Source organism: Serratia sp. FDAARGOS_506, from assembly GCF_003812745.1.
Taxonomy (GTDB): Bacteria; Pseudomonadota; Gammaproteobacteria; order Enterobacterales; family Enterobacteriaceae; genus Serratia.
In genome coordinates, this window is sequence record NZ_CP033831.1 from 1,761,453 (window position 1) to 1,776,719 (window position 15,267).

Here is a 15,267-nt window from a genome sequence, read left to right on the forward strand (position 1 = left end):
TCGGGCTGGATACCGCCTGGAGGCTAGCTGGCGATGGCGCGTGAAGGTTGGTTCACGGTGAACAGGCGTTTGTAATAAATAACGGTCGGATGGTAATGGCCATCGGGCCCCGCCGCATAATCCGGTAGTTCGCCCAAACAGCGATAGCCCAGGCTGCGATAAAGCGCTTCTGCCGCCGAGCCGGCCTGGGTATCCAGGTACAATAGCCCGCGCTGTTGTTGCAGTGCCGCGTGCTCCAGCGCCTTCATCAGCGTTTGGCCTACGCCGTTCCGGCGAGCGCGGCTATGCACCAGCAGCTTCACTATCTCCGCACGATTACGGCCGTTCGGCTTCTGGCAGAGCTCGAGTTGCACGGTGCCAACGACACCGCGCTCGTCACGGGCAATCCACAGCAACAGTTCACCTTTGGCCAAGGCTGGTCGCAGACTGTGAAAGTAGCTTTCGGCGTCTTCGTGAGGGATTAAGGTATCGTAACCGACAGAAGCGCCGTGCGTGACGGCATCGGTCAACAGGCGAGCCAATTCATCGCGGTAAATCGGCAGAGTAGCGGCGTTGATAGACACTATTTTCATCGGTCATTCCTCCTGGGCTGGGGGTAATGAAGAGAAGCAATAACTGCGCCACAGCCGCGAAAGGCATGGCGACGGCGAACGAGGGGAGGGATCAGTGTAGCCCACGCCGCAGGCCGGGGCAGATATCCCCTTTTTGGTGCATTGATCCCGCTCACAGTTTACCGCCGCGGGTTAAGTGTTTTGAGAAGCCCGACACGGAGAAAGCAGCGCTCAAGGCTTGCAAAAAGTGGATAAAATTGTAGAGAATGATTGCCGCGAGTGATGAATGTTTGCACGCCGCAGGCTGCGAATTGCATGACAGCATGCAAAATTGACTGATTTATGAGCGAAAGTGCGCGTAAAGCAATTTTTTTGTTGCATAGGTCGCCCGCTCTACCTAGAATGCGCTGCACTTGATGCCGGCTTAGCTCAGTAGGTAGAGCAACTGACTTGTAATCAGTAGGTCACCAGTTCGATTCCGGTAGCCGGCACCATTCAAGTCACAAGTAGTTAAAATCTGGTGGGGTTCCCGAGCGGCCAAAGGGAGCAGACTGTAAATCTGCCGTCACAGACTTCGAAGGTTCGAATCCTTCCCCCACCACCAAATCTTGCCTTCGGCGATTAACTGAGATGCGATAAATACCGCAACGGTTGATGGCGGGAGGAGAGGGCGAAAGCCTTCGACAAGGTTCGAGCTGTGCAGCGCAAGGCGCAGCCGGCCCGAAGGATGCGAGCCGAGTGATGAACAATCCTGCTCCATCTCAAAATTCTACAGAAAAATCAGGTAGCCGAGTTCCAGGATGCGGGCATCGTATAATGGCTATTACCTCAGCCTTCCAAGCTGATGATGTGGGTTCGATTCCCACTGCCCGCTCCAAGATGTGCTGATATAGCTCAGTTGGTAGAGCGCACCCTTGGTAAGGGTGAGGTCGGCAGTTCGAATCTGCCTATCAGCACCACTTCTTAATTTCTCGCCCCCTGATTTTCTTTCTGTTCTGGATTCAACGAGCAAATGCTTGGTTGATGTGGTGATACCACCGATTTATCCGTGTCTTAGAGGGACAATCGATGTCTAAAGAAAAGTTTGAACGTACAAAACCGCACGTTAACGTCGGTACTATCGGCCACGTTGACCACGGTAAAACTACCCTGACTGCAGCGATCACTACCGTACTGGCTAAAACCTACGGCGGTTCTGCACGTGCTTTCGACCAGATCGATAACGCGCCAGAAGAAAAAGCTCGTGGTATCACCATCAACACCTCTCACGTTGAGTATGACACCCCGACTCGTCACTACGCGCACGTTGACTGCCCAGGGCACGCCGACTACGTGAAAAACATGATCACCGGTGCTGCCCAGATGGACGGCGCGATCCTGGTAGTAGCTGCGACTGACGGCCCAATGCCTCAGACCCGTGAGCACATCCTGCTGGGTCGTCAGGTTGGCGTTCCTTTCATCATCGTATTCATGAACAAATGCGACATGGTTGATGATGAAGAGCTGCTGGAACTGGTAGAAATGGAAGTTCGCGAACTGCTGTCCGCTTACGACTTCCCAGGCGACGACCTGCCGGTAATCCGCGGTTCCGCGCTGAAAGCGCTGGAAGGCGAAGCTGAGTGGGAAGCGAAAATCATTGAACTGGCCGAAGCCCTGGACAGCTACATCCCAGAGCCAGAGCGTGCGATCGACAAGCCGTTCCTGCTGCCAATCGAAGACGTATTCTCCATCTCCGGTCGTGGTACCGTTGTTACCGGTCGTGTTGAGCGCGGTATCATCAAAGTTGGCGAAGAAGTTGAAATCGTTGGTATCAAAGACACCGTTAAGTCTACCTGTACTGGCGTTGAAATGTTCCGCAAACTGCTGGACGAAGGCCGTGCTGGTGAGAACGTAGGTGTTCTGCTGCGTGGTATCAAGCGTGAAGAAATCGAACGTGGTCAGGTACTGGCTAAGCCAGGCTCCATCAAGCCACACACCCAGTTCGAATCTGAAGTGTACATCCTGAGCAAAGATGAAGGTGGTCGTCACACTCCATTCTTCAAAGGCTACCGTCCACAGTTCTACTTCCGTACAACTGACGTGACCGGTACCATCGAACTGCCAGAAGGCGTAGAGATGGTAATGCCAGGCGACAACGTGAACATGAAAGTCACCCTGATCCACCCAATCGCGATGGACGACGGTCTGCGTTTCGCAATCCGTGAAGGCGGCCGTACCGTTGGCGCAGGTGTTGTTGCTAAAGTTATCGCTTAATCGCTGATAAAGTTTGACGCGACACGCGGTAAAAGGGCATCATTTGATGCCCTTTTTCTACGCTGTGAACTAGAACCTATCTCATCAGCGATTTTGCAGTCATAATCATTGGTGAGATGGGCTCTTAAACCGTATTGACTGAAATACGTCATAGCGTAAAACACCGGGATATTGCTAACGCGGTATCCGATCGGTTTGGTTTGCCTCGCAATGCGAGGCAAAGTTGTTTGTTCTGAATCATCATTGTGACAGGTTGGTTTATGAGTGCGAATACCGAGGCTCAAGGGAGCGGACGCGGCCTGGAAGCGGCAAAGTGGTTGATCGTCGCCGTTCTGTTGGTTGTGGCTATTGTCGGTAACTATTACTACCGTGATTTAAGCCTGCCATTGCGCGCGCTGGCAGTTGTGCTGATCATCGCCGTTGCAGGTGCAGTGGCTCTGATGACCACCAAAGGCAAAGCCACCGTTGCGTTTGCCCGCGAAGCGCGTACCGAAGTACGTAAAGTGATTTGGCCAACTCGTCAGGAAACGCTACACACCACGTTGATCGTTGCCGCGGTAACCGCCGTGATGTCACTGATTCTGTGGGGGCTGGATGGTATTCTGGTCCGTCTGGTGTCGTTTATTACTGGCCTGAGGTTCTAAAATGTCTGAAGCTCCAAAAAAACGTTGGTACGTCGTTCAGGCGTTTTCCGGTTTTGAAGGTCGCGTAGCACAATCGCTGCGTGAACACATCAAACTGCACGATATGGAAGAGCTGTTCGGCGAAGTGATGGTGCCTACGGAAGAAGTGGTTGAAATCCGTGGTGGCCAGCGTCGCAAGAGCGAGCGTAAGTTCTTCCCTGGCTACGTGCTGGTACAGATGGTGATGAATGACGCCAGCTGGCACCTGGTGCGCAGCGTACCGCGCGTCATGGGGTTCATCGGCGGTACGTCTGACCGTCCTGCGCCAATCAGCGATAAAGAAGTGGATGCGATCATGAACCGCCTGCAGCAGGTTGGTGACAAGCCGCGTCCGAAAACGCTATTCGAACCGGGCGAGCTGGTGCGCGTCAACGACGGCCCGTTTGCCGATTTCAACGGCGTGGTCGAAGAAGTCGATTACGAGAAGAGCCGCCTGAAAGTTTCCGTTTCCATCTTTGGTCGTGCAACGCCGGTGGAACTGGACTTCAGCCAGGTTGAGAAAGGCTGATCGAATAATCAGCAATGAGCGGCGCGTTGCCGCTTGTCAAAGGCGCGAAATTGAACTACAATTTCGCGCCTTTTGTTTTTAGATGCCTTGCCTGATGCATGTCGGGCGGGGTGAAACACGGGGAGCCTCTTGCGAGGCGATACTACCCAAACCGAGGAAATTTAAATGGCTAAGAAAGTACAAGCCTACGTCAAGCTGCAAGTTGCAGCTGGTATGGCGAACCCGAGCCCACCAGTGGGTCCAGCCCTGGGTCAGCAGGGCGTTAACATCATGGAATTCTGTAAGGCATTCAACGCTAAGACTGACAGCGTTGAAAAAGGTCTGCCGATTCCGGTTGTTATCACCGTTTATTCTGATCGCTCCTTCACTTTCGTTACCAAAACTCCGCCAGCAGCAGTTCTGCTGAAAAAAGCGGCTGGTATCAAGTCTGGTTCCGGTAAGCCGAACAAAGACAAAGTAGGTAAAGTGACCCGTGCTCAGGTACGTGAAATCGCAGAAACCAAAGCTGCGGACATGACTGGTTCTGACGTTGAAGCGATGACTCGCTCCATCGAAGGTACCGCTCGTTCCATGGGCCTGGTAGTGGAGGATTAAGAGATGGCTAAGCTGACCAAGCGCATGCGCGTGATCCGTGACAAAGTTGATGCTACTAAACAGTATGACATCACTGAAGCTGTTGCTCTGCTGAAAGAGCTGGCCACCGCTAAATTCGTAGAAAGCGTTGACGTTGCCGTTAACCTCGGCATCGACGCTCGTAAATCTGACCAAAACGTTCGTGGCGCTACCGTTCTGCCACACGGCACCGGTCGTTCCGTTCGCGTTGCCGTATTTACCCAAGGCGCTAACGCTGAAGCAGCGAAAGCTGCCGGCGCAGAGCTGGTAGGTATGGACGATCTGGCTGAGCAGATCAAGAAAGGCGAAATGAACTTCGACGTTGTTATTGCTTCCCCGGATGCAATGCGCGTTGTAGGTCAACTGGGCCAGATCCTGGGTCCACGCGGCCTGATGCCAAACCCGAAAGTGGGTACCGTTACTCCGAACGTTGCTGAAGCCGTGAAAAACGCTAAAGCAGGTCAGGTTCGCTACCGTAACGACAAAAACGGCATCATCCATACCACTATCGGTAAGGTTGATTTCGACGCAGACAAACTGAAAGAAAACCTGGAAGCCCTGCTGGTTGCGCTGAAAAAAGCGAAACCTTCTCAGGCGAAAGGCATGTACATCAAGAAAGTTAGCCTCTCCACCACCATGGGTGCTGGTGTTGCTATCGATCAGAGCGGTCTGTCTGCTGCAGCGAACTAATCGCACTTGCGATTATCGCTTTGACTTGGGGCCGAGATTTGTCTAGAATCTTATGCCCCAAGGTTTTGCTATTGGCTATGCCGTAGGCAAAACAAAGATTTTTCGGTTGGAGCCTGGCCTATCCAGGCCTCCGTCCAAGACCGCAGGTGTATCGCAAGATACTTAATCCTTCCTGCGTAGACGGTGACAGAGCCTAAGAAAATTTTTCTTTTTTATAAAAGAATGTCTTTGCTGGATTCTGCTCACCGTGTTAAGCCGCTCGGCGTGGCGTGTTACAAAGCGCCGAGTGAAGTGAGTTCCGGGGGATTTTCCCCGGCTAATCCAGGAGCAAAAAGCTAATGGCATTAAATCTTCAAGACAAACAAGCGATTGTTGCTGAAGTCAGCGAAGTAGCCAAAGGCGCGCTGTCTGCGGTTGTTGCGGATTCCCGCGGCGTTACCGTAGATAAAATGACTGAACTGCGTAAAGCAGGTCGTGAAGCTGGCGTTTACATGCGTGTTGTTCGCAACACCCTGATGCGTCGCGTAGTTGAAGGCACTCCATTCGAATGCCTGAAAGACACGTTTGTCGGTCCAACCTTGATTGCATTCTCTCACGAACACCCGGGCGCTGCTGCTCGTCTGTTCAAAGAGTTCGCGAAAGCGAATGCAAAATTCGAGGTTAAAGCTGCGGCCTTTGAAGGTGAGCTGATCCCAGCGGCGCAAATCGACCGCCTGGCGACGCTGCCAACTTACGAAGAAGCGATCGCACGCCTGATGGCAACCATGAAAGAAGCCGCTGCCGGCAAACTGGTTCGCACTCTGGCTGCAGTACGCGATCAGAAAGAAGCGGCGTAAGCCACTCTTTCTTAGCCTTTGCTAACGTATTTAAACTATTTCTGAATTTTAGGAACAATTGTTATGTCTATCACTAAAGACCAAATCCTGGAAGCAGTTGCCGCTATGTCCGTAATGGACGTTGTTGAACTGGTTTCCGCTATGGAAGAAAAATTCGGCGTTTCTGCTGCTGCTGCTGTAGCTGTTGCTGCTGGCCCAGCTGAAGCTGCTGAAGAGAAAACTGAATTCGACGTTATCCTGAAAGCTGCAGGCGCTAACAAAGTTGCTGTTATCAAAGCAGTACGTGGCGCTACCGGCCTGGGTCTGAAAGAAGCTAAAGACCTGGTTGAATCTGCTCCAGCCGCTCTGAAAGAAGGCGTGAGCAAAGATGACGCAGAAGCTCTGAAAAAATCTCTGGAAGAAGCTGGCGCAGAAGTTGAAGTTAAATAAGCCAACCTTTCCGGTTGCAGCCTAGTCTTTTAGGCTGATGGCTGGTGACTTTTTAGTCACCAGCCTTTTTGCGCTGTAGGGCGCCAGTAGCGTTTCACACTGTTTGGCTGCTGGTTTCGCCTCCCAATGTTTGTTTCTATTGACGACTTAATATACCGCGGTCTTTGCACTACCAGGAGTTCTGGGGGAAGGCGCGATGAAATGGTTTAAGCGTGATAGCAAGAGACATTGCGGAAAGTGTTCCCGCTTTCCGGTCGACAAAACGGTGTTGCATGAACTGTCCCTAATCGGACGGACAGATTGGGTCACTGATCAGCGAGCTGAGGAACCCTATGGTTTACTCCTATACCGAGAAAAAACGTATTCGTAAGGATTTTGGTAAACGTCCACAAGTGCTGGACATACCATATCTCCTTTCTATCCAGCTTGACTCGTTCCAGAAGTTTATCGAGCAAGATCCAGAAGGGCAGTACGGCCTTGAAGCCGCATTCCGTTCTGTTTTCCCTATCCAGAGCTACAGTGGCAATTCGGAGCTGCAATACGTTAGCTACCGTCTTGGTGAGCCGGTCTTCGACGTCAAAGAGTGCCAGATCCGTGGTGTGACGTTCTCTGCACCGCTGCGCGTAAAACTGCGCCTGGTTATCTATGAGCGCGAAGCGCCTGAAGGTACGGTCAAAGACATCAAGGAACAAGAAGTCTACATGGGCGAAATTCCGCTCATGACCGAAAACGGCACCTTCGTGATCAACGGTACTGAGAGGGTTATCGTATCTCAGTTGCACCGTAGTCCTGGCGTATTCTTCGACAGCGATAAGGGTAAAACCCACTCCTCGGGTAAAGTGCTGTACAACGCACGCATTATCCCTTACCGCGGTTCATGGTTGGACTTCGAGTTCGATCCGAAAGACAACCTGTTCGTGCGTATTGACCGTCGCCGCAAACTGCCTGCGACCATCATTCTGCGCGCGCTGAACTACACCACTGAACAGATCCTCGACCTGTTCTTTGACAAGATCGTCTTCGAAATCCGCGACAACAAGCTGCAGATGGAGCTGGTGCCAGAGCGCCTGCGTGGTGAGACTGCTTCGTTCGATATCGAAGCCAACGGCAAGATCTACGTAGAGAAAGGCCGTCGCATCACCGCTCGTCATATCCGTCAGCTGGAAAAAGACGACATTCAGAGCATTGAAGTACCGGTAGAGTACATCGCGGGCAAAGTGGTCGCGAAAGACTATATCGATACCAATACCGGCGAACTGATCTGCGCAGCCAACATGGAGCTGTCGCTGGATCTGCTGGCCAAACTGAGCCAGTCCGGCCACAAGCGCATCGAAACGCTGTTCACCAACGATCTGGACCACGGCGCGTATATCTCTGAAACGCTGCGTGTCGATCCAACCAGCGATCGTCTGAGCTCGCTGGTAGAAATCTACCGCATGATGCGTCCTGGTGAGCCGCCAACGCGCGAAGCTGCCGAAAGCCTGTTCGAGAACCTGTTCTTCTCCGAAGACCGCTACGATCTGTCCGCGGTTGGTCGCATGAAGTTCAACCGTTCTCTGCTGCGCGACGAGATCGAAGGTTCGGGCATCCTGAGCAAAGACGACATCATCGAAGTGATGAAGAAGCTCATCGATATCCGTAACGGCAAGGGCGAAGTGGACGATATCGACCACTTGGGCAACCGTCGTATCCGCTCCGTCGGCGAAATGGCCGAGAACCAGTTCCGCGTAGGTCTGGTGCGTGTTGAGCGTGCGGTGAAAGAGCGTCTGTCTCTGGGCGATCTGGATACCCTGATGCCTCAGGACATGATCAACGCCAAGCCGATTTCGGCGGCGGTGAAAGAGTTCTTCGGCTCCAGCCAGCTGTCCCAGTTCATGGACCAGAACAACCCGCTGTCCGAGATCACGCACAAGCGCCGTATCTCCGCACTGGGCCCGGGCGGTCTGACCCGTGAGCGCGCCGGCTTTGAAGTTCGAGACGTACACCCGACCCACTACGGCCGTGTGTGCCCAATCGAAACGCCGGAAGGTCCAAACATCGGTCTGATCAACTCCCTGTCCGTGTACGCACAGACTAACGAGTATGGCTTCCTGGAAACCCCGTACCGCCGCGTGCGTGACGGCGTGGTGACCGATGAAATCAACTACCTGTCTGCTATTGAAGAAGGCAACTTCGTTATCGCTCAGGCGAACTCCAACCTGGATGAAGAAGGCCGCTTCGTAGAAGACCTGGTCACCTGCCGCAGCAAAGGCGAATCAAGCCTGTTCAGCCGCGACCAGGTTGACTACATGGACGTATCCACCCAGCAGGTTGTTTCCGTTGGTGCTTCACTGATTCCATTCCTGGAACACGATGACGCCAACCGTGCATTGATGGGTGCGAACATGCAACGTCAGGCCGTACCAACCCTGCGTGCTGACAAGCCGCTGGTCGGTACCGGTATGGAACGCGCTGTAGCGGTTGACTCCGGCGTAACCGCCGTTGCCAAACGCGGCGGTGTGATCCAGTACGTGGATGCTTCCCGTATCGTTATCAAAGTTAACGAAGACGAGATGTACCCGGGCGAAGCAGGTATCGATATTTACAACCTGACCAAGTACACCCGTTCTAACCAGAACACCTGCATCAACCAGATGCCGTGTGTGAATCTGGGTGAGCCAATCGAGCGCGGCGACGTGCTGGCGGATGGCCCATCGACAGACCTGGGCGAACTGGCACTGGGCCAGAACATGCGCGTAGCGTTCATGCCTTGGAACGGCTACAACTTCGAAGACTCCATCTTGGTCTCCGAGCGCGTGGTGCAGGAAGATCGCTTCACCACCATCCACATCCAGGAACTGGCGTGCGTGTCTCGCGACACCAAACTGGGGCCTGAAGAGATCACCGCCGACATCCCTAACGTGGGTGAAGCTGCGCTCTCCAAACTGGATGAATCCGGTATCGTGTATATCGGTGCTGAAGTGACCGGCGGTGACATCCTGGTCGGTAAGGTAACGCCTAAAGGCGAAACCCAACTGACGCCGGAAGAGAAGCTGCTGCGTGCGATCTTCGGTGAGAAAGCGTCTGACGTTAAAGACTCTTCTCTGCGTGTACCGAACGGCGTTTCCGGTACGGTTATCGACGTGCAGGTCTTCACCCGCGATGGCGTGGAAAAAGACAAGCGTGCGTTGGAAATCGAAGAGATGCAGCTGAAGCAGGCGAAGAAAGACCTGACTGAAGAACTGCAGATCCTGGAAGCTGGCCTGTTTGCACGTATCCACGCGGTGCTGGTTGCCGGTGGCATCGAAGCCGACAAGCTGAGCAAACTGCCGCGCGATCGCTGGCTGGAACTGGGCCTGACCGACGAAGAGAAGCAAAACCAGCTGGAGCAGCTGGCTGAGCAGTACGACGAACTGAAATCCGACTTCGAGAAGAAGCTGGAAGCCAAGCGTCGTAAGATCACTCAGGGCGACGATCTGGCACCGGGCGTGCTGAAAATCGTCAAGGTTTATCTGGCCGTTAAGCGTCAGATCCAACCGGGTGACAAGATGGCGGGCCGCCACGGTAACAAGGGTGTTATCTCCAAGATCAACCCGATCGAAGATATGCCTTACGATGAAAACGGCACGCCGGTAGACATCGTACTGAACCCGCTGGGCGTACCATCACGTATGAACATCGGTCAGATCCTGGAAACCCACCTGGGTATGGCTGCGAAAGGCATCGGTGAGAAGATCAACCAGATGCTGAAGCAGCAGCAGGAAGTGGCCAAGCTGCGTGAGTTCATCCAGAAGGCCTACGATCTGGGCGACGACGTTTGCCAGAAAGTTGACCTGAACACCTTCAGCGACGACGAAGTGATGCGTCTGGCAGAGAACCTGAAAAAAGGTATGCCGATCGCAACGCCGGTGTTTGACGGTGCGAAAGAGACTGAAATCAAGAAGCTGCTGGAAATGGGCGGTATCCCGACCTCCGGTCAGATCACGCTGTTCGATGGCCGTACCGGTGAGCAATTCGAGCGCCAGGTTACTGTCGGCTATATGTACATGCTGAAACTGAACCACTTGGTTGACGATAAAATGCACGCTCGTTCAACCGGTTCTTACAGCTTGGTTACTCAGCAACCTCTGGGTGGTAAAGCGCAGTTCGGTGGTCAACGCTTCGGTGAGATGGAAGTGTGGGCACTGGAAGCATACGGCGCGGCTTATACCCTGCAGGAAATGCTCACCGTTAAGTCGGATGACGTTAACGGCCGTACCAAGATGTACAAAAACATCGTGGATGGCGATCACCGGATGGAGCCAGGCATGCCGGAATCCTTCAACGTACTGTTGAAAGAAATCCGCTCGCTCGGCATCAACATCGAACTGGAAGACGAGTAATCGTCATTCCGGCTCAGGCTCCCCGCCTAAGGGAGCCTGAGGGTGGTTGTTCAGGTCACACGGGTACCTACTGCGGTTGTGGGTACCCAACAGGTTTAACTCCGACAGGAGCCAATCCGTGAAAGACTTATTGAAGTTTCTGAAAGCGCAAACTAAGACCGAAGAGTTTGATGCGATCAAGATTGCTCTGGCCTCGCCAGACATGATCCGTTCGTGGTCGTTCGGTGAAGTTAAGAAGCCGGAAACCATTAACTACCGTACGTTCAAACCTGAGCGTGACGGCCTTTTCTGCGCCCGTATCTTCGGGCCGGTAAAAGATTATGAGTGCCTGTGCGGTAAGTACAAGCGCTTGAAACACCGCGGCGTGATCTGTGAGAAGTGCGGCGTTGAAGTGACCCAGACCAAAGTGCGTCGTGAGCGCATGGGCCACATCGAGCTGGCTTCGCCGACCGCGCATATCTGGTTCCTGAAATCGCTGCCATCCCGCATCGGTTTGCTGCTGGATATGCCGCTGCGTGACATCGAACGCGTACTGTACTTCGAATCCTATGTGGTGGTCGAAGGCGGTATGACCAACCTCGAGCGTCGTCAGATCCTGACCGAAGAGCAGTATCTGGATGCGCTGGAAGAGTTCGGTGACGAATTCGACGCCAAGATGGGTGCGGAAGCTATTCAGGCCCTGTTGAAAAACATGGATCTGGAAGCCGAGTGCGAACAGCTGCGTGAAGAGCTGAACGAAACCAACTCCGAAACCAAGCGCAAGAAGCTGACCAAGCGTATCAAGCTGCTGGAAGCGTTCGTACAGTCCGGTAACAAACCGGAGTGGATGATCCTGACCGTGCTGCCGGTACTGCCGCCGGATCTGCGTCCACTGGTTCCGCTGGATGGCGGTCGTTTCGCGACGTCAGATCTGAACGATCTGTATCGCCGCGTGATCAACCGTAACAACCGTCTGAAACGCCTGCTGGATCTGGCCGCGCCTGACATCATCGTGCGCAACGAAAAGCGTATGCTGCAAGAAGCGGTAGACGCCCTGCTGGATAACGGCCGTCGCGGTCGTGCCATCACCGGTTCCAACAAACGTCCTCTGAAATCTTTGGCCGACATGATCAAAGGTAAGCAGGGTCGTTTCCGTCAGAACCTGCTCGGTAAGCGTGTTGACTACTCAGGCCGTTCCGTAATCACCGTAGGTCCATACCTGCGTCTGCATCAGTGCGGTTTGCCTAAGAAGATGGCGCTGGAGCTGTTCAAACCGTTCATCTACGGCAAGTTGGAGCTGCGTGGCCTGGCCACCACCATCAAAGCCGCCAAGAAAATGGTTGAGCGTGAAGAAGCCGTCGTTTGGGATATCCTGGACGAAGTGATCCGCGAACACCCGGTACTGCTGAACCGTGCACCAACTCTGCACCGTTTGGGTATCCAGGCGTTTGAACCGGTTCTGATCGAAGGTAAAGCGATCCAGCTGCACCCGCTGGTTTGTGCGGCCTATAACGCCGACTTCGATGGTGACCAGATGGCTGTTCACGTACCGCTGACGCTGGAAGCCCAGCTGGAAGCGCGTGCGCTGATGATGTCCACCAACAACATCCTGTCCCCAGCGAACGGCGAGCCAATCATCGTTCCTTCTCAGGACGTTGTACTGGGTCTGTACTACATGACCCGCGACTGTGTTAACGCCAAGGGCGAAGGCATGGTGCTGAACGGTTCCAAAGAAGCTGAGCGTGTTTACCGCGCCGGCCTGGCGTCTCTGCATGCGCGCGTTAAAGTGCGTATCACCGAAGACGTCAAAAACGCCGAAGGCGAATGGACTTCTCAGACCAGCATCATCGACACCACCATCGGCCGCGCCATCCTGTGGATGATCGTACCGAAAGGTCTGCCGTACTCGATCGTTAACCAGCCTTTGGGCAAGAAAGCGATCTCCAAGATGCTGAACACCTGTTACCGCATCCTGGGCCTGAAGCCGACCGTTATCTTTGCTGACCAGATCATGTACACCGGTTTTGCTTACGCAGCCCGTTCCGGCGCTTCCGTAGGTATCGACGACATGGTTATCCCGGCCAAGAAAGCGGAGATCATCGAAGAAGCGGAAACCGAAGTTGCCGAGATCCAGGAGCAGTTCCAGTCTGGTCTGGTTACCGCCGGCGAACGCTACAACAAAGTGATCGATATCTGGGCTGCAGCGAACGAACGCGTTGCGAAAGCGATGATGGAAAACCTGTCGGTAGAAGACGTGGTTAACCGTGACGGCGAAGTGGAACAGCAAGTTTCCTTCAACAGCATCTTTATGATGGCCGACTCCGGTGCGCGTGGTTCCGCCGCTCAGATTCGTCAGCTGGCCGGTATGCGTGGTCTGATGGCGAAGCCGGACGGCTCCATCATCGAAACGCCAATCACCGCGAACTTCCGTGAAGGTCTGAACGTACTCCAGTACTTCATCTCCACTCACGGTGCTCGTAAAGGTCTGGCGGATACCGCACTGAAAACCGCGAACTCCGGTTATCTGACCCGTCGTCTGGTTGACGTGGCGCAGGATCTGGTTGTGACCGAAGACGACTGTGGCACCCACGACGGCATCCTGATGACTCCGGTTATCGAAGGTGGCGACGTGAAAGAGCCACTGCGTGAACGCGTTCTGGGCCGTGTGACGGCAGAAGACGTCCTCAAGCCGGGTACGGCGGACATTCTGGTGCCACGCAACACTCTGCTGAACGAGAAGGCGTGTGACCTGTTGGAAGAGAACTCTGTCGACAGCGTTAAAGTCCGTTCCGTAGTGAGCTGTGAAACCGACTTTGGTGTGTGTGCAAACTGCTACGGTCGCGACCTGGCACGTGGCCACATCATCAACAAAGGTGAAGCTATCGGCGTTATCGCGGCACAGTCCATCGGTGAGCCGGGTACACAGCTGACGATGCGTACGTTCCACATCGGTGGTGCGGCATCTCGTGCGGCTGCTGAATCCAGCATCCAGGTGAAAAACAAGGGTAGCATCAAGCTGAGCAACGCGAAGTTCGTTATGAACGCCGCAGGCAAGCTGGTGATCACCTCGCGTAACACCGAGCTGAAACTGATCGACGAATTCGGCCGTACCAAAGAAAGCTACAAGGTGCCTTACGGCGCCGTGATGGGCAAAGGCGACGGTGAAGAAGTTAACGGCGGCGAAACCGTTGCTAACTGGGATCCGCACACCATGCCGGTCATCAGTGAAGTCAGCGGCTTCATTCGCTTCGCGGACATGGTCGACGGCCAGACCATTACTCGCCAGACCGACGAACTGACCGGTTTGTCTTCTCTGGTTGTTCTGGACAGCGCAGAGCGTACCGGTAGCGGTAAAGACCTGCGTCCGGCACTGAAAATCGTTGACGCTCAGGGCGAAGACGTATTGATCCCTGGCACCGATATGCCTGCTCAATACTTCCTGCCGGGCAAAGCGATCGTTCAGCTGGAAGACGGCATTCAGATCGGTGCGGGTGATACCCTGGCGCGTATTCCTCAGGAATCCGGCGGTACCAAGGATATTACCGGTGGTCTGCCGCGCGTTGCCGACCTGTTCGAAGCACGTCGTCCGAAAGAGCCGGCAATCCTGGCTGAAATCAGCGGGATTATCTCGTTCGGTAAAGAGACCAAAGGCAAACGTCGCCTGGTGATCTCTCCGCTGGACGGCAGCGACGCTTACGAAGAGATGATTCCGAAATGGCGTCAGCTCAACGTGTTCGAAGGCGAAGTGGTGGAACGTGGCGACGTCGTTTCCGACGGCCCAGAGTCTCCGCACGACATTCTGCGTCTGCGTGGCGTGCATGCGGTTACCCGCTACATCACCAACGAAGTGCAGGAAGTTTACCGTCTGCAAGGCGTTAAGATTAACGATAAGCACATCGAAGTTATCGTTCGTCAGATGCTGCGTAAAGGCACCATCGTTAGCGCTGGTGGCTCCGAGTTCCTGGAAGGCGAGCAGGCTGAAGTGTCTCGCGTCAAGATTGCCAACCGTCAGCTGGAAGCTGAAGGTAAGATCCCGGCAACCTTCTCGCGCGATCTGCTGGGTATCACCAAGGCTTCCTTGGCGACCGAGTCCTTCATCTCCGCTGCATCGTTCCAGGAAACGACGCGCGTTCTGACCGAAGCTGCCGTAGCCGGCAAGCGCGATGAACTGCGTGGCCTGAAAGAGAACGTCATCGTGGGCCGTCTGATCCCAGCCGGTACCGGTTACGCTTATCATCAGGATCGCATGCGTCGCCGTGCTCAGGGTGAAGCGCCGGTTGTTCCGCAAGTCAGCGCGGAAGAAGCGACGGCTAACCTGGCCGAGCTGCTCAACGCAGGCCTGGGCGGCAGCGACGACGAGTAATC

At 54.3% G+C, this 15,267-nt stretch carries 10 protein-coding genes, 4 tRNA genes and 1 other RNA gene; 14 read left to right on the forward strand and 1 reads right to left on the reverse strand.

The genetic code is table 11. From position 1 onward, the window contains the following. Positions 1–23: 23 nt before the first annotated feature. Positions 24–572 carry a GNAT family N-acetyltransferase gene (locus tag EGY12_RS08555; RefSeq protein WP_123893145.1) on the reverse strand — a complete coding sequence of 183 codons (549 nt, stop codon included), beginning with the start codon at positions 570–572 and terminating at the stop codon, positions 24–26. A gap of 397 nt (positions 573–969) precedes the next feature. On the opposite strand from EGY12_RS08555, the gene EGY12_RS08560 reads away from it, so the two are divergent. From EGY12_RS08560 to rpoC, 14 genes are all read left to right on the forward strand, one after another. Further along, positions 970–1,045, forward strand: a tRNA-Thr gene (locus EGY12_RS08560). Positions 1,046–1,070: 25 nt separating this feature from the next. Beyond that, positions 1,071–1,155: transfer RNA gene (locus EGY12_RS08565), tRNA-Tyr, on the forward strand. Positions 1,156–1,201: 46 nt separating this feature from the next. Beyond that, a non-coding RNA gene (locus EGY12_RS08570) (RtT sRNA) lies at positions 1,202–1,317 on the forward strand. 36 nt (positions 1,318–1,353) lie between these two features. Next, positions 1,354–1,428 (forward strand) — tRNA-Gly (locus tag EGY12_RS08575). A 6-nt stretch (positions 1,429–1,434) separates the two neighbouring features. Continuing rightward, positions 1,435–1,510, forward strand: a tRNA-Thr gene (locus EGY12_RS08580). A 109-nt stretch (positions 1,511–1,619) separates the two neighbouring features. Beyond that, a complete protein-coding gene (gene tuf, locus EGY12_RS08585) occupies positions 1,620–2,804 on the forward strand; it encodes an elongation factor Tu (protein ID WP_015379267.1) in 1,185 nt (394 codons plus the stop codon). A 260-nt stretch (positions 2,805–3,064) separates the two neighbouring features. Continuing rightward, positions 3,065–3,448: a preprotein translocase subunit SecE gene (gene secE, locus EGY12_RS08590; protein ID WP_004929916.1), complete on the forward strand. Its 384-nt coding sequence runs from the start codon at positions 3,065–3,067 to the stop codon at positions 3,446–3,448. A 1-nt stretch (position 3,449) separates the two neighbouring features. Next, entirely contained in the window at positions 3,450–3,995 is a 546-nt protein-coding gene (nusG, locus tag EGY12_RS08595; protein WP_004929914.1) for a transcription termination/antitermination protein NusG, read from the forward strand. Positions 3,996–4,160: 165 nt separating this feature from the next. Further along, positions 4,161–4,589, forward strand: a complete 429-nt coding sequence (rplK, locus tag EGY12_RS08600; protein WP_015376316.1) for a 50S ribosomal protein L11 — start codon at positions 4,161–4,163, stop codon at positions 4,587–4,589. Positions 4,590–4,592: 3 nt separating this feature from the next. Continuing rightward, complete coding sequence (rplA, locus tag EGY12_RS08605) at positions 4,593–5,297, forward strand: 50S ribosomal protein L1 (protein ID WP_004929908.1); 705 nt, start codon at positions 4,593–4,595, stop codon at positions 5,295–5,297. A gap of 338 nt (positions 5,298–5,635) precedes the next feature. Next, positions 5,636–6,133: a 50S ribosomal protein L10 gene (gene rplJ, locus EGY12_RS08610; protein ID WP_004929905.1), complete on the forward strand. Its 498-nt coding sequence runs from the start codon at positions 5,636–5,638 to the stop codon at positions 6,131–6,133. Positions 6,134–6,196: 63 nt separating this feature from the next. Then, positions 6,197–6,562 (forward strand): 50S ribosomal protein L7/L12, encoded by a 366-nt coding sequence (gene rplL, locus EGY12_RS08615; protein ID WP_004929903.1) that lies wholly within the window; start codon positions 6,197–6,199, stop codon positions 6,560–6,562. 332 nt (positions 6,563–6,894) lie between these two features. Continuing rightward, positions 6,895–10,923, forward strand: a complete 4,029-nt coding sequence (gene rpoB / locus EGY12_RS08620; RefSeq protein ID WP_123893146.1) for a DNA-directed RNA polymerase subunit beta — start codon at positions 6,895–6,897, stop codon at positions 10,921–10,923. A 118-nt stretch (positions 10,924–11,041) separates the two neighbouring features. Further along, positions 11,042–15,265: a DNA-directed RNA polymerase subunit beta' gene (gene rpoC, locus EGY12_RS08625; protein WP_038872909.1), complete on the forward strand. Its 4,224-nt coding sequence runs from the start codon at positions 11,042–11,044 to the stop codon at positions 15,263–15,265. Positions 15,266–15,267: the final 2 nt, after the last annotated feature.

Bases quoted from the DNA above. Each gene is read 5' to 3' on its own strand.
- tuf (WP_015379267.1), top strand. From the start codon at position 1,620: ATGTCTAAAGAAAAGTTTGAACGTACAAAACCGCACGTTAACGTCGGT.
- rplL (WP_004929903.1), top strand. From the start codon at position 6,197: ATGTCTATCACTAAAGACCAAATCCTGGAAGCAGTTGCCGCTATGTCC.
- rpoB (WP_123893146.1), top strand. From the start codon at position 6,895: ATGGTTTACTCCTATACCGAGAAAAAACGTATTCGTAAGGATTTTGGT.
- rplJ (WP_004929905.1), top strand. From the start codon at position 5,636: ATGGCATTAAATCTTCAAGACAAACAAGCGATTGTTGCTGAAGTCAGC.
- EGY12_RS08555 (WP_123893145.1), bottom strand. From the start codon at position 572: ATGAAAATAGTGTCTATCAACGCCGCTACTCTGCCGATTTACCGCGAT.
- secE (WP_004929916.1), top strand. From the start codon at position 3,065: ATGAGTGCGAATACCGAGGCTCAAGGGAGCGGACGCGGCCTGGAAGCG.
- nusG (WP_004929914.1), top strand. From the start codon at position 3,450: ATGTCTGAAGCTCCAAAAAAACGTTGGTACGTCGTTCAGGCGTTTTCC.
- rplA (WP_004929908.1), top strand. From the start codon at position 4,593: ATGGCTAAGCTGACCAAGCGCATGCGCGTGATCCGTGACAAAGTTGAT.
- rplK (WP_015376316.1), top strand. From the start codon at position 4,161: ATGGCTAAGAAAGTACAAGCCTACGTCAAGCTGCAAGTTGCAGCTGGT.